This is a genomic window from Rhodococcus sp. P4_C10 (assembly GCF_056402135.1).
On the sequence record NZ_JBFUHZ010000023.1, the window covers coordinates 18,243 to 32,438 of the forward strand.

General features: G+C 70.7%; 13 protein-coding genes. 4 read left to right on the plus strand and 9 right to left on the minus strand.

The window, feature by feature from the left end; translation table 11 throughout:
* Positions 1–3: 3 nt before the first annotated feature.
* Genes AC1DWC_RS16405 through prfB form a run of 3 tightly spaced genes read right to left on the minus strand, consistent with a single transcriptional unit; the run spans position 4 to position 2,492 of the window.
* A complete protein-coding gene (locus AC1DWC_RS16405) occupies positions 4–474 on the minus strand; it encodes a hypothetical protein (RefSeq protein WP_477909682.1) in 471 nt (156 codons plus the stop codon).
* Entirely contained in the window at positions 471–1,388 is a 918-nt protein-coding gene (locus AC1DWC_RS16410; RefSeq protein WP_477842205.1) for a mechanosensitive ion channel family protein, read from the minus strand. Before AC1DWC_RS16410 ends, AC1DWC_RS16405 begins: the two co-directional genes overlap by 4 nt.
* Positions 1,389–2,492 (minus strand): peptide chain release factor 2, encoded by a 1,104-nt coding sequence (gene prfB / locus AC1DWC_RS16415; RefSeq protein WP_072845175.1) that lies wholly within the window; start codon positions 2,490–2,492, stop codon positions 1,389–1,391.
* 120 nt (positions 2,493–2,612) lie between these two features.
* On the opposite strand from prfB, the gene hisN reads away from it, so the two are divergent.
* The 3 genes from hisN (at position 2,613) to AC1DWC_RS16430 (ending at position 6,842) form a co-directional block, all read left to right on the plus strand.
* Positions 2,613–3,386 carry a histidinol-phosphatase gene (hisN, locus tag AC1DWC_RS16420; RefSeq protein WP_072845042.1) on the plus strand — a complete coding sequence of 258 codons (774 nt, stop codon included), beginning with the start codon at positions 2,613–2,615 and terminating at the stop codon, positions 3,384–3,386.
* A 32-nt stretch (positions 3,387–3,418) separates the two neighbouring features.
* Complete coding sequence (locus AC1DWC_RS16425; protein ID WP_477909684.1) at positions 3,419–4,774, plus strand: cytochrome P450; 1,356 nt, start codon at positions 3,419–3,421, stop codon at positions 4,772–4,774.
* Between the two features lie 283 nt (positions 4,775–5,057).
* Complete coding sequence (locus AC1DWC_RS16430; RefSeq protein ID WP_477909686.1) at positions 5,058–6,842, plus strand: HNH endonuclease; 1,785 nt, start codon at positions 5,058–5,060, stop codon at positions 6,840–6,842.
* A 13-nt stretch (positions 6,843–6,855) separates the two neighbouring features.
* On the opposite strand, the gene AC1DWC_RS16435 is transcribed toward AC1DWC_RS16430, so the two are convergent.
* Positions 6,856–7,224 (minus strand): DUF1304 domain-containing protein, encoded by a 369-nt coding sequence (locus AC1DWC_RS16435; protein ID WP_477909688.1) that lies wholly within the window; start codon positions 7,222–7,224, stop codon positions 6,856–6,858.
* Positions 7,225–7,400: 176 nt separating this feature from the next.
* Between AC1DWC_RS16435 and AC1DWC_RS16440 the strand changes: the two genes are divergently transcribed.
* Complete coding sequence (locus AC1DWC_RS16440) at positions 7,401–8,933, plus strand: multicopper oxidase family protein (RefSeq protein ID WP_477909690.1); 1,533 nt, start codon at positions 7,401–7,403, stop codon at positions 8,931–8,933.
* Here AC1DWC_RS16440 and AC1DWC_RS16445 read toward each other — a convergent pair.
* The 5 genes from AC1DWC_RS16445 to AC1DWC_RS16465 form a co-directional block, all read right to left on the minus strand.
* Complete coding sequence (locus tag AC1DWC_RS16445) at positions 8,924–10,321, minus strand: DUF4153 domain-containing protein (RefSeq protein WP_477909692.1); 1,398 nt, start codon at positions 10,319–10,321, stop codon at positions 8,924–8,926. The genes AC1DWC_RS16440 and AC1DWC_RS16445 overlap by 10 nt on opposite strands.
* Before the next feature lie 231 nt (positions 10,322–10,552).
* Positions 10,553–11,542, minus strand: a complete 990-nt coding sequence (locus tag AC1DWC_RS16450; protein WP_477909694.1) for a HAMP domain-containing sensor histidine kinase — start codon at positions 11,540–11,542, stop codon at positions 10,553–10,555.
* A complete protein-coding gene (locus tag AC1DWC_RS16455) occupies positions 11,539–12,219 on the minus strand; it encodes a response regulator (protein ID WP_477909696.1) in 681 nt (226 codons plus the stop codon). Before AC1DWC_RS16455 ends, AC1DWC_RS16450 begins: the two co-directional genes overlap by 4 nt.
* A gap of 74 nt (positions 12,220–12,293) precedes the next feature.
* A complete protein-coding gene (locus AC1DWC_RS16460; RefSeq protein WP_477909698.1) occupies positions 12,294–12,932 on the minus strand; it encodes a response regulator transcription factor in 639 nt (212 codons plus the stop codon).
* Positions 12,929–14,113, minus strand: a complete 1,185-nt coding sequence (locus tag AC1DWC_RS16465; RefSeq protein WP_477909700.1) for a sensor histidine kinase — start codon at positions 14,111–14,113, stop codon at positions 12,929–12,931. Before AC1DWC_RS16465 ends, AC1DWC_RS16460 begins: the two co-directional genes overlap by 4 nt.
* Positions 14,114–14,196: the final 83 nt, after the last annotated feature.

The following is a 14,196-nucleotide window of genomic DNA, read 5'->3' on the forward strand; positions in this document are numbered from 1 at the left end:
CGGTCACGGGGAGCTCGGCGTCGGTTCCGGCGTCTGCGACGTCGGCGTCGGCGTCGGCGTTGGCGGGGCCTCGCCCACCACGCCGGGCGGTAGTTCCACCCCGGACGGGATGCTCATCCCGGGCGGCAGCACGATCAGCGGCGGCTTCGCCGGGGTGGTCTCCGTGGTCACGGACGGCTCGGCGGACGGGCTCGGCGACGGCGTCGTCGGGGTGGGTGTGGTGGAGGTCGCCGGCCGGCTGCTCGACCGCTGCTGCTGCGGCTGCGCCTCGGGCTCGGCGGTGGTCCGCGCCGGCGCGGGCGACTCCACCGGATCCGGCGGCGGCGGATTGAGATAGACGTAGAACACCGCCGTCGCCAGGAAGGCGACGACGAGGAGCACCGTCGAGGTCCGGACACGCCCGCCGAGAAGGCGCTTCGGCACCTTCTCGTACCAGCCGAGAACGGGCGAGTCAGGCCCCTGCTCCGCGGTCACGAGGAATGATCCGGCTGGGAGGCATGAACCGGCTGGTCGGTGATCAGCTCCGGGCCGACGAGGATCCCCTCGCGGCGCAGCCGCTCCGCGACCCGGGCCCGCAGTTCGCGTCCCACCTGGAACTGCTTGCCGGGCAGGGTGCGGGCCACCATCCGAATGTTCACCGTGTCCACCTCGATGCTCTCCACTCCCATCACCGACGGCTCGTCGAGCAGCAGCGGCTCGAGGTCCGGGTCCTCGTACGCCTCCCGGCCGACGCTGTGCAGCACGTCGTTGACGTGGTTGATGTCGACCGTCGCCGGGATCGGGACGTCGACCACCGCGCGTGCCCAGTCCTTGGAGAGGTTGACCACCTTGACGATCTGACCGTTCGGGATGGTGATCACCTCGCCGTCGGACGAGCGCAAGCGCGTGACCCGCAGCGTCACGTCCTCGACGGTGCCGAGCGCCGCGTCCCCGGCGCCGACGGCCATGATCGAGACCACGTCACCGAAGCCGTACTGCCGCTCGGCGATGATGAAGAACCCGGCCAGGATGTCCTGTACCACCCGCTGGGCCCCGAAGCCGAGCGCGGCACCGAGGACGGTGGCCGGCGCGACCAGGCTCGACACCGCGAAGCCGAGGCGTTGGAGCACCTCGACGGTGACCAGCACGTAGACGATGGTGATGAGCACCCAGGTGATCACCTGTGCCAGCGCGTGCCGGTGCTTGGTGGCCTCCGAGCGCACCAGCGCGTCGCCCAGGCTGTAGTTCAGGTCGATGCGGTCGGTGATGCGGTTGCCGGCCCAGCTGAGGAAGCGCGCGACGATCAGACCGCCGAGCACGTACAACACGATCTCCAGGAAACTGGTCTTCAACCAGTGACTGAGGGTCGCGGTATTCTCCGGCAGCAGGCTGAACGCGAGGACCGACAACTAGTTCTGCTCCCCGCGCATCCGCCAGCGGATCCCGGACTCGAGGAAGCCGTCGATGTCGCCGTCGAGCACCGCGGACGGGTTGTTGACCTCGTACTCGGTGCGCAGGTCCTTGACCATCTGGTACGGGTGCAGCACGTAGGAACGCATCTGGTTGCCCCAGGAGCTGCCTCCGTCGCCCTTGAGCGCGTCCATCTCGGCCCGCTCCTCACGGCGCTTGACCTCGAGCAGCTTGGCCTGCAGCACCCGCATGGCCGAGACCTTGTTCTGCAGCTGCGACTTCTCGTTCTGACAGGTCACCACGATGCCGGTGGGGATGTGCGTCAGCCGCACCGCGGAGTCGGTGGTGTTGACCGACTGGCCGCCGGGGCCGGACGAGCGGTAGACGTCGACGCGCACGTCGTTCTCGTTGACGTCGATGTGGTCGGTGGTCTCCACCACGGGCAGCACCTCGACCTCGGCGAACGAGGTCTGACGGCGGCCCTGGTTGTCGAACGGGCTGATCCGCACCAGGCGGTGGGTGCCCATCTCCACGGAGAGGGTGCCGTACGTGTAAGGCGCCTTGACCGCGAACGTCGCGCTCTTGATGCCGGCCTCCTCGGCGTACGACGTGTCGTAGACCTCGACGCCGTAGCCGTGCTTCTCGGCCCAGCGGATGTACATGCGCATCAGCATCTCGGCCCAGTCCGCGGCGTCGACTCCGCCGGCGCCCGAGCGGATGTTGACCAGCGCGTCGCGCTCGTCGTACTCACCCGACAGCATGGTCTTGACTTCCATGGCCGCGATGTCCTCGCGCAGGCTCGCCCGCTCCGAGTCGGCGTCCGCCACCGCGTCGCCGCCCTCGTCCTCGGCGAGCTCGTAGAGGATCGGCATCTCGTCGAGCCGCTGCCGCAGGCCCTCGACGCGGCGCAGTTCGGCCTGCGCGTGGGACAGCTGGCTGGTCACCTGCTGGGCATGGTCCTGGTTGTTCCACAGGTCGGGGTCTGCTGCCTGATGCTCGAGTTCGTCGATGCGTCGGCGCAGCTCATCCACGTCCAGCACCCTCTCGACCGTGGTGAGAGTGGTGTCGAGCTCGGCAAGGTCTGCGGAAACGTCGGGTTGCACGGTTCCCAAGGCTACCGGTGCCGGCCGACAGCCGGCGCCGCGGTCGTCGTGGGGCGGTCCGTGGTGCCCGCCGCCCGCACGGGACGGCGGTCCGGAGGCACAGTCGAGTAGGTTCGTCCGGTGACCGATCTCGAACTCGCACTGAGCATCGCCGACGACGCCGACACCATCACCCGTGCCCGGTTCGGCGCGCTGGACTTGAAGGTGGACGACAAGCCGGACCTGACGCCGGTCTCCGACGCGGACCTGGCCGTCGAGCGCGCGGTGCGCGCGAGGCTGACCGCCGAACGTCCGGACGACGCGGTGCTCGGCGAGGAGTTCGGCGGCGACGCCCGGTTCGAGGGCCGGCAGTGGGTGATCGACCCGATCGACGGCACCAAGAACTTCGTGCGCGGTGTGCCGGTGTGGGCCACGCTGATCGCGCTGCTGCAGGACGGCGTCCCGGTGGTCGGTGTCGTCAGCGCGCCCGCCCTGACCCGGCGCTGGTGGGCCTGCGCCGGCGACGGCGCGTTCACCAGTTTCGACGGCGGCGCGGCCGCACAGATCTCGGTGTCCGCGGTGGACCGACTGGGTGCCGCGAGCCTGAGCTTCTCGAGCCTGAGCGGCTGGCGCGACCGTGGCATCCGTGACCAGTTCGTCGATCTCACCGACGAGGTGTGGCGGGTGCGCGGCTACGGCGACTTCTTCTCCTACTGTCTGCTGGCCGAGGGCGCGCTCGAGATCGCGGCCGAGCCCGAGGTGTCGCTGTGGGACCTGGCGCCGCTCGACCTGCTGGTCCGCGAGGCCGGTGGACGCTTCACGTCGCTGGACGGCACCGCCGGCCCGCACGGGGGCAGCGCGGTCGCGAGCAACGGGCTGCTGCACGACGCGGTGCTCGAGCGTCTTCGCGCCTGACCACAGGAGGACCCTGACCACAGGAGAACGTAGTGCCGAAGACGACCATTCCCCACCCGCCGCGCCGAGTGCCGTTCGTGGGGGACGTGTTGGGCCTGAACACGGTCACGCCGAACCAGACCACGCTGAAGCGGTTCGAGGAGATCGGACCGCTCTACCGCCGCTCGATCATGGGCACCGACCTCACCTTCGTCGGTTCTGCGGACCTGGCTGCACAGGTCTACGACGAGGCCGTGTGGGAGAAGTTCGTCGGCCGCCCGCTCGAGAGTCTGCGGCCGGTCGTGGGCGACGCACTGTTCACGGCCTACAACTGGGAATCGAACTGGGCGAAGGCCCACGAGGTCCTGCTGCCGGCATTCACCAAGGAGGCGATGGTCTCCTATCACGGCACGATGACCGAGGTCGTCGACGAGCTGTGCACGAGCCTGGACACCCACGCCGGCGAATTCGTGCCCGTCGTCGAGCAGATGGGCAAGCTCACCCTCGAGGTCATCGGCCGCTGCGGGTTCGGGTACACCTTCGACTCGTTCGGCGGCGCCGAGCACCCGTTGGTCGGCGCGATGAGCCGCACCCTGACCCACGCGCAGAGGTCCGCCCTCCCGCTGCAGTTTGTCGGGAAGTTGCTGCGGCGCAAGGAGGAGAGGCAGAACGAGCTGGACCAGGCACTGCTGGTCCGCACGGTCGACGAGGTGATCGAGGAGCGGCGGACCACCGGCGAGCGACGGTCCGACCTGCTCGACCGCATGCTGCACCCGGACGGCGCCATCGAGCTCGACGCCGAGAACATCCGCAACCAGGTGCTGACCTTCCTGGTAGCCGGCCACGAAACCTCGGTGAACGCCCTCGCGTTCGCACTGCACTTCATCGCGCAGAGTCCCGAGATCGCGGCGCGCATGCGCGCCGAGGCCCGCGACGTCGTGTCGAGCGGCGAGGTGACCTACGACGATGTCCCGCGCCTTCGCTACACCCGCCAGGTGATCTCCGAAGCGCTGCGCCTGTGGCCGACCGCGCCGGGGTTCTTCCGGTCGACGAAGCAGGACACCACGCTCGGCGGCCACGACATCTCGGCCGGCGAATGGGTATTCGTGCTCCTGCTCGCCGTCCAGCGCGATCCGGCCTGGGGGCCCGACGCGGAGGAGTTCAACCCGGACCGGTTCGCTCCGGAGAACAGTCGCGGCCGCGCAGCGGAGCTGTTCAAGCCGTTCGGCACCGGGATCCGGTCCTGCATCGGGCGCCAGTTCGCGCTGCACGAGATGACGCTGGCCTTGGCCACCCTGCTCGTGCGCTTCGACGTCGAGCCCGAACCCGGGTACGCGCTCGCGGTGGAGGAGACGTTGACGCTGCGCCCGAAGGGACTGCGGCTCAAGTTCACTCGCGTCGAGGCGTGAAGGTGGACGGCGAAAAGCTGCCGCTCAGGCGTTGACGACGACCTGTGCGACGGCCGGCCGCGAGTGGTGTGGGCACCAAGCGATGGCCCGTTTCCATCTCCGAAAAGGTAGTGACACGCGCCACTTTCCGGCGTAAACTAGTACACATGTTCGAAATGGGGGTTCGGGAGACGCCGCAGAATCTGCGGGTTACCCGGACACCTGCGACTGCTTCCGGCCCGCCGACTACGTCGTCGACTACGACACCGGACCCCGGGCGCTGGCCGCACTGCGTGAGTTCGCGGTGGCCGAGAACATCGCCACCGCCCACAAGATCCTCACCCTCGCCGCGTTCGCCCGCCGCAGCATCGAGGACGACATCGACCGCCTGGGCGAGTACGCCGCCGCCGAACGCGGCGGCCGCGGTGCCGAAACCGAAGCCGCCCTGGCGCTGGCCCTGTCGGCGACCACCACCCGCCGCTACCTCGCCGTCGGAGACCAACTCGACCACCACCTCCCACTGACCCGGGCGGCGTTCCTTGCCGGGAGGCTGGACTACCCGCGGGTGCGGATGATCTGTCAGTGCACCGACCAGATCAGCGACGCCACCCTGACCGTTCTCGAACCGTTGGTGGTCGACGCCGCCCTGCAGTCCGCGCCCGGCCGACTGGCTCGGGAGATCATGCGACTGCTGATCCGCGTCAACCCCGACGAGGCCGAGCAGGCACGTAAGCGCCGGGAGCGGCACGGCCGCCGGATCTCGGTCACCCCCGACGCCCACGGGATGGCAACCCTGTTCGCGACGCTCACCGCCGCCGAGGGCCTGATCGTGGAAGGACTGATCGAACAGATCGCAGCGACGGTCTGCCCACGGGATCCGCGGACTCGGGCGAACCTCCTGGTCGACGGATTCGTGGCGCTGATCCACGGCGAGCAGCACCTGGCATGCCGGTGCGACGACGCGGGATGTCGGACGAAACTGCTGCCGGTCCACGTGCGTGAGCACGGGCACGTCGACGTGCAGGTCCATGTCGACCTGGAGACGTTGCTGGGGTTGGTGGACGATCCGGCCTTCATGTCCGGGCACGGCCCCATAGACCCGGAGATGGCGCGGCGGATGGCCGAAGACGCGACGTGGCAGGCGATCATCTCCGATGCGCGGGACATCAAGGCCCGTAAGAGCCGGGGCGACAATGGGATGACGAGCACGACGGTTGATGTCGGCGAGTACCGCGACGAGGAAGGCAGTGAGTTCACCGAACCCGGCACCTCCGCCCCCGGCGTCCCCACCCGAACCCGCAGCCGTCGCCGACCTGCCGGCACCACCCCACCCCGCCGGGACGAACCACCACCGACCTGGCACGAATCCCCGCCCCGCACCGACCTCACCACCGAACGCACCGTCGGAGACATCCTCGACTCGATCACCGCGAACCCCGACCTGCTCGCCGGCGAATTCAGCGACGGACACGGCGGATACGACCGCCCACCCCGCGGGGCCCTGACCTACCGACCCTCCGCGGCCGTCCGACGGGCAGTGTTCGCGAAGTACTCCACGTGCACGTTCCCCGGTTGCACCGTCCCGACCCACCGATGCCAGTTCGACCACATCGTCGAGTTCGACCACACCCACCCCGAGCGTGGCGGCTGGTCCGTCGAAACCAACGGTGAACCGGCCTGCACCCTGCACCACCAGGCCAAGACCGACCGACACTTCCGCGTCATCCGCCTCGAGGGAGACGTGATTGTCTGGACAAGCCGCAACGGCGCGGTCGGCGTCACCCTCCCCGACCGCTACACCCCGTCACCACCACCGCGTCCGGCGCCACCACCGACGCCGCCAGAGCCTCCACCACCGGACTGGTCACCCGCCGACCACGAAGCCGACGATTCTCCGGACCTGGCGATCTACGAACCGACCTGGTGGGAGACCCACATGCGTCCGGGTGACCTGCCCCCGACGTTGGACGAGCTGACGACCGTCACCGACCCCGAGCATCTGGCACACTGCCGACGACTCCGTGCCCGTCACGCCGAGCACCTCGGCGTCGTCCACGCCCGATACCTGCTCGCACCCCCGCCGTTCTAGACGTCCACACCGACTAGAACACGGCGAGCGCGAGCAGCGCGAGTACGGGGAATACGCCCTGCAGGGCCGCCGCCCGCAGGTAGGCGGCACCGGTCGAACCCAGCACGACGGCGGCACCGATGATGCTGACCAGGCAGAACACGACGATCGCGTGCCCGCCGACTCCCCCGATGACCAGACCGACCACGATGCCGATCGCGAGGAAGAGGTTGTAGTAACCCTGGTTGTACGCCAACGGCCGCGTCACCTCGGCGTCCTGCTGGCTGGTCAACCCGAACCGTTTCCACACCTGCGGCCGCGTCCACAGCAGGCTCTCCATCGCGAAGATCGCGACGTGCAGCAGAGCGGCGAGGGCGGCGAAGACCTGCGCAATGACCGGCATGGGGAAACGATCCCACAATCTCCGGCCACCCTCGCGGCGTAGCACACCACCACTCCCCTCACAAGGTCCCGGGGCAGGACTCCCTCCCCCGAATCCCCGGCCTCCGGGCGGACCTCTCGCCCCTTCCGAACCCGAAGACTCGAGTGGACCGATTCACCACCTACCCGAGGAGCACGGTGCGAAACATTTCCAGGCGGGCGTTCCTGACGGGCCTCACGGCCGCGCCGATCGCGTTGTCCGTCGGATGCGCTCTCGGACAGTCCGGTTCCACCGCGGCGCCCGCCTCCCCCCCGAGTCCGCTCGGGCGGCCGCTGCCGATCCCGCCGTTGGCGCCGTCCACCGTGGACGCGGCCGGCACCCGGCACTTCACCCTCTCCGCGGGCACCGGCAGTTCCGAGCCGATCGCCGGGAAGCGCACGGCCACCTGGGGTTACAACGGGTCCGTCCTCGGCCCGACCATTCGGGCCCGCCGCGGCGAGGCCGTCGCGTTCACCGTCGACAACGCACTACCCGAACCCACCACGGTGCACTGGCACGGCATGCACCTGCCGTCCCGTTTCGACGGCGGCCCGCACCAGACCATCGAGCCCGGCGCCACCTGGGCACCCGCGTGGACCGTGAACCAACCCGGCGCGACGCTCTGGTACCACCCGCACCCGCACGGCTCCACCGAGAAGCACGTCTACCGCGGCCTCGCCGGGCTGTTCATCGTCGACGACGACGTCACCGACTCCGCGGGGCTGCCCAGCGCCTATGGGGTGGACGACATCCCGCTGATCATCCAGGACCGGCGCCTGACCGCGGACGGCACGCTCGACGAGTCCGACGCCACCGACGTGGGCCTGCTCGGCGACACGATCGTCACCAACGGCATCGCGGGCGCGTACCTGCCGGTGACCCGCGACCGGGTCCGCCTGCGCGTGCTCAACGGTTCTTCGGGGCGGCTCTACAACCTCGGATTCGCCGACGACTGCGAGTTCCACCTGGTCGCCAGCGACGGCGGCCTGCTTCCGGAACCGGTGCCGGCCAAGCGGATCCAGCTCAGTCCCGGCGAACGCGTCGAACTGGTGGTGACGATGCGGGCCGGCGTCGACGCGCTGCTGCGTTCGTTCCCGATCACCGACCGCGCCGGGATCGCCGCCGCCGACGGGGCGTCGTTCGGCTTCGACGACACCTTCGACATCCTCGAACTGCGACCGGTCGCGGCACTGACGGCCGGCGCCGCACTGCCAGCCACCCTCGCCACGATCGCCCGCCTCGACCCCGCCGGCGCGGTCGCCGAACGCGACTTCGAGATGCAGTGGTTCATGATCAACGGAACCCGGATGGACATGAACCGCATCGACTTCTCCCCGACCGTCGACACCACCGAGATCTGGACGGTGCGCAACGTCGACAACTGGCCGCACAACTTCCACGTGCACGACGCCCAGTTCCAGATCCTCGACATCGACGGCACCCCGCCGCCGCCGGCGCTGGCCGGCTGGAAGGACACCGTCTACACGCCGCCGGGCAGCCGAATCCGGCTGGCGCTGCGGTTCACCGACTACACCGACCCGACGTACCCGTACATGTACCACTGCCACCTGGCCATGCACGAGGACCAGGGCATGATGGGCCAGTTCCTGGTGCTGCAGCCCGGCCAGCGGCCGACTCCGATGCGGATGGAACCGGCCGGGGCGATGCCGATGCCAGCGGGTCACCACTGACCGAGGTAGCACGTCCCGACCGGTCGCTCCCGCAGGATCTGTGCCGCCCGCGAGCGCGCGGCGTTGTAGGCGAATCCCGATGCGTCGCCACCGACGCCGATCCCCAGCAGCGCGCAGGAGCGCACTGGTTCGGGCAACCGGTCCAGCGCCGGCACCGCGTCAACCGACAGCCCCCGCAGGTAGATCACGTCGATGCTCCCGGTCTCGCCGTACCGCTGCACGTTCCGGTCGGCGATGTACGCATCGGGGTTGACCGCGGCGAAGGCCAGGGTCCCGAGCACCGCCGATGCCAGCACCGCCCGCGGCAACCCGCGACCGGTCATCCGTATCCCGGCCACCAGCAGCAGCACGAACACCACACCGAACCACAGCTCCGTCGCCATCACACCAAGCCGCAAGCGGGTGAACCCGAATACGTTCTCGTACAGGGACATCCGATGCACCGCGGACGCGACCACCACCAGCGTCAGCAGGCACAGTGGGCCCAGCGACGCCCTGGCGAGTCGGCGGTCGCGCGGCTCCGTGGTGTCGATCCGGCGCACCGCGATCGCGATGACCAGCAAGGTCAGCACCGTCACCGCCGACAGCTGCCAGAACCCCTGGCGGGCGTAGCCGGCGTAGGTGAGGTTGTCGGTGCCGAGGACATGGCCGTCGCCGCCGAAGAACACCCGCAGCCGCACCGCGACGAACGCGGCGAACAGCACGTCGAGCAGGACCAACGGCACCGCCCACTCCCAGCATGCCAACGGACGCGGCGAGGCAGGCGCGAGCACGTCGAACCGCGGGGTCCGCCGACGCAGGTAGGCCGCCGCCACTGCCGCGCCCGCCACCAGGACGCCCAGCGCCATTCGCGGGAGCGGATTGCCCAGTGTCACACTGGGTACCACCGATTCGAAGAGCCTGCCGAACTCCGGGTCGGCACTGACGAACAGTGCCCCGAACGCCAGCACCAGGCTGGCACTGACCGCGGCCACCGCCAGTACCCGCCCCGGCCGCACCCGGGACTCCCGTGCGTACCGCGACCGGCCACGGCGCACCCAGCCCACCAACCGGGTCGGCGTGCACCACAACGCGACCGAGGCGAGGGCCAACCCCGTCCAGGTCCGGCCGCCCACCAGCGCGACCGATCCGACCACCCAGCTCGCCGCCACGCACACCAGGACGAGCCAGTCGGCGCCCCGGATCGCCGCCACGGCCAGCAGCGCGAGCGCGGCGAGGACGGCACACACCTGCAGGGCCGTCGGCCGCGGCGTCACCGTGACGAACGCCGTCGCCGCCACCGCCACCCCGGTCAGCAGGTACGCGATGCTCGCCAGCGACGGGTCCAGCGTCGTCGCGGCGAGGGCACCCGCGCCCAGTGCGGCGGCCACGGTTGCCCGGGGGGCCATCGACGTCCGGTCGGGGCGCCAGGCTGCTCGGGGCCTCCGGGGCCGGGGCGGCGTGGACGGCGTTTCGGTGGCCGCTGCTGTCGTTGTCGTTGTCGTTGTCGGTGCAGTCACAGCGTCTCCTCGGGTCGGAATGAGTCCGGGCAGGGTCAACTCAGGGCAGGGGTCATCGCGGGACGAGCCGTCGGGTGCCGACGCGTCCCGGAATCGTGTTGAGAGAGGGCGATCCAGCGGTCAGCCGGGCGGGAGGACCACCCGGATGCAGCAACCGGTCTCGGTGTCGACGACGCCGATCCGGCCGTCGTGCAGTTCGACCGCCCAGCGTGCGATCGCCAGTCCGAGGCCGGTGCCGCCGTCCTGCGCGCCGCCGCGGGTGAACCGCTCGAAGACTCGGGACCGGTCGACCGCCGCGATCCCGGGACCGTCGTCGTGCACGTCCAGGACCAGCCCGCCGGCCGCGTCGCCGGGGCGCGCCCGCACCAGCACCGGCGACTCTGGGGAACCGTTCCGGGCGGCGTTGTCGAGCAGGTTGGCCACCACCTGGTGCAGCCGCGCCGGATCGGCGTGACCGCGCAGCCCGGTCGGCTCGACATCGATGCGGACGGCCGTGGGGCGGGCGGGGTCGACCGCCAGCCGCACCACCTCGTCGAGGAACGGCCGCACCTCGAACACAGTCCGCTGCAACGGAACCACGCCGCCCTCGAGACGCGAGAGGTCCAACAGGTCCGTAACCAACCGGCCCAGCCGCTCGGTCTGGGCCAGGGCCACACGCATCGTCGCCTGGTCGGGCTCGGCCACCCCGTCCACGACGTTCTCGAGCACCGCCTGCAACGCCGTGATCGGGGTCCGCAGCTCGTGCGAGACGTTGCCCACCAGCTCGCGCCGGTACCGGTCCTCGGCCTCGAGGTCCGCCGCCATCTGGTTGAACGCGACGGCCAGCTCGCCGATCTCGTCGCGGGAGGTGGCCCGGACGCGCCGCGAGTAGTCTCCGGTCGCCATCGCCCGCGCCGCCGCCGTCATCTCCCGCAACGGGGACGTCATCCCGTGCGCGAGCACCTGGGTGACCACCAGCGCGACGACCAGCGCGCTCAGCAGCGCAAACCGGAACTGCCACTGGGACGTCGCCCAGAACGTCACGGACGCCAGGACCAGCGAGGCGACCACGAGCAGGCCGGTCTTCACCTTGAACGAGCGCAGCGGGTCCAGCGGTCTGGGCAGCCTCATCGCGGCGCCTCCAACGCGTACCCGACGCCGTGCACGGTGCGGATCAGGTCCCCGCCGAGCTTGCGCCGCAACGCCTTCACGTGGCTGTCGACGGTGCGGCTGTTCGCCCCCTCACCCCAGCCCCATACCTGCTCGAGCAGCGACTCGCGGTCGATCACCGCGCGCGGCCGGGCGGCGAGGTGCGCGAGCAGGTCGAACTCGGTCCGGGTCAGGTGCACCTCGAGGTCTGCGGCGCGGACCCTCCGCTGGGTCAGGTCCATGGTCACGTCGCCGAACACCAGGACCTCCGTCTCGGTGGCCCCGAGCGCGCGATCGCTCCGGCGCAGCAAGGCCGCCACCCGCGCCACCAGCACCCGCATGCTGAACGGCTTGCTCAGGTAGTCGTCGGCGCCGACGCCCAGCCCGATCACCAGGTCGGTCTCGTCGGCGCGGGCGGTGAGCATCAGCACCGGGACCGGGCGCTCCGCCTGAATCCGCCGGCACACCTCGAGGCCGTCGAAGCCGGGCAGCATCACGTCCAGGACCACCAGGTCCGGCCGGTACTCGGCGCAGCGCGCGACCGCCTCCGGGCCGTCGGCGGCGGTCTGCACGTGGTGACCCTCGGCGCGCAACCGCGCGGCGATCGACTCGGAGATGGTGCGTTCGTCATCGACGACGAGCACTCGGCGCTGGGTCATGATCTCGACCCTAAGGGGCGGGTGTGGGGATGTCCGTTGGGAAATGTGAAGGTTTCGTGCAGGTTCGAAAAGGCTCATCCGCGCCGGTGGGCGTGGACCGCGAGCCGCACCCGGTTGTCGCAGCCGGTCTTTCCCATCAGGTTCGCGACGTGCGTCTTGACGGTCGTCACGCCGAGGTGCAGCCGCTCCGCGATCTCCTGGTTGCTCAGGCCGTCCCCCACCAGTGCCAGCACCTCCCGTTCGCGGTCGGTCAGAGCCGCCTGCGGCGGCTCGGGAACGGCCGGGACCGGAGCGGCGGCGACCGCCCGGTCGACCAGTCGACGAAGCAACTGCGGCGACAGCGGGGTGTCCCCGTCCACGGTCCGGCGGATCGCACTCAGCAGGTCGGCGGGCGCGGTGTCCTTGACCAGGAACCCCGCCGCGCCGGCCGCCAGCGCCGGGTACAGGTGCTCGTCGTCGTCGAAGGTGGTGAGCACCAGGATCTTTGCCCGCGACCCCGATCCGACGATCTGCCGGGTCGCCGCCACCCCGTCCAGTCCCGGCATCCGCAGGTCCATCAGGACCACCTCCGGCACGAGTTCCGCGGCCAGTCGGACGGCTTCGACCCCGTTCGACGCCTCCCCCACCACCTCGAGGTCCGCGGTGGACTCGCACAGCATGCGCAGGCCCGCGCGGACCAGTCGCTGGTCGTCGACGATGAGCAGTCGGATCATCGGTCGCCGTCCTCGCTCGCCGGGTGGGCGGTTCCGGGGATCCGGGCCTCGACCTGCCACCCCGCGGCCGTGGCGCCCGCGTGCAGGGTGCCGCCGACGAGTTCGACGCGTTCGCCCATCCCGACGACGCCGTGCCCCGCCGAATCCGTTGCGTCGGCGGCGCGACCGGCACTGTCGACCCGGACCGTGACGCCACCGCGCCGGCGCGTGACCGTCACCGTCACCACGCCGTCCGGGTCCGCGTGCTTCATCACGTTGGTCAGCGACTCCTGCACCACCCGCAGCAGGGTGAGCCGGCCGATCGCGTCCAACCCGCCCAGGTGGGGGTCGACCTGCGCGGCGACCGTGAACCCGGCCGCGCGGGTCCGCTCGATCGCCGCGGCGATCTCGAGCGGCACCGCGTCGGACTCGACGAGCGCGACGCCGCCGAGCGCCGGGTCCCGCAGCGCCACCTGCAGCCGCCGGATGTCGGCGAGCGCGTCGGCCGCCGTCGAGTGCACGTCGTCGAGCACGTCCTGCACCCGCGGGTCCGCGTCGGCCAGGACGTGCCGGGCGACGCCGATCCGCAGCACGATCGACGCCATGTGATGGGCGACCAGGTCGTGCAGTTCCCGCGCCAACGCGCTGCGCTCGGCCGCCCTGGCATGCAGATCTGCTTCCGCCCTTCGTGATTCGGCCTCCGCGGCCGCCGCCCGGTACGTCTGCGCGAGGTCGCGTTGGGCGCGCAGGTAGAGCCCGAGGAGCAGCGGCAGGCCCACGTAGGCCGCCGCCTCGACGACCGTCGCGGCCCGCCAGAACGTCGAGAAGGAGTCGGACCAGAGTCCGAACAGCACCGCGGCCGTCCAACCGAGCGTCGCCACCACCACCGGCCAGGACCCGCGGGCCCGCATCGCCACCTCACCCAATGCCACCGCGCCCAGGTAGGGGACCAGCCCGGCCACGCCCCAGGGGTGGGCCGCGAACATGGCGGCGGCCAGCGCCGAGATGACGAGCGAGACCGGCAGCGGCCACTTCTCGCCCACGACGAACGCCGCGGCCGCCGCAGTCGCCAGCAGCCAGTACCCCCACGGAACCTGATAGCGACCCGGATACGTGCTCGCCAGCAGCAGCACCGGCACCAGGACCAGCGGCGCGCAGCGCAGCAGCAGGCGCAGGTCGCGGCGGGGGCTGGTCGCGGTCACAGGTCTACGGTAGGCGAGCCCGTGACCTCGGCGCGGACAGTGACGGTGATCACTGACCGGATCCGCTCGACTTCACTTCTTAC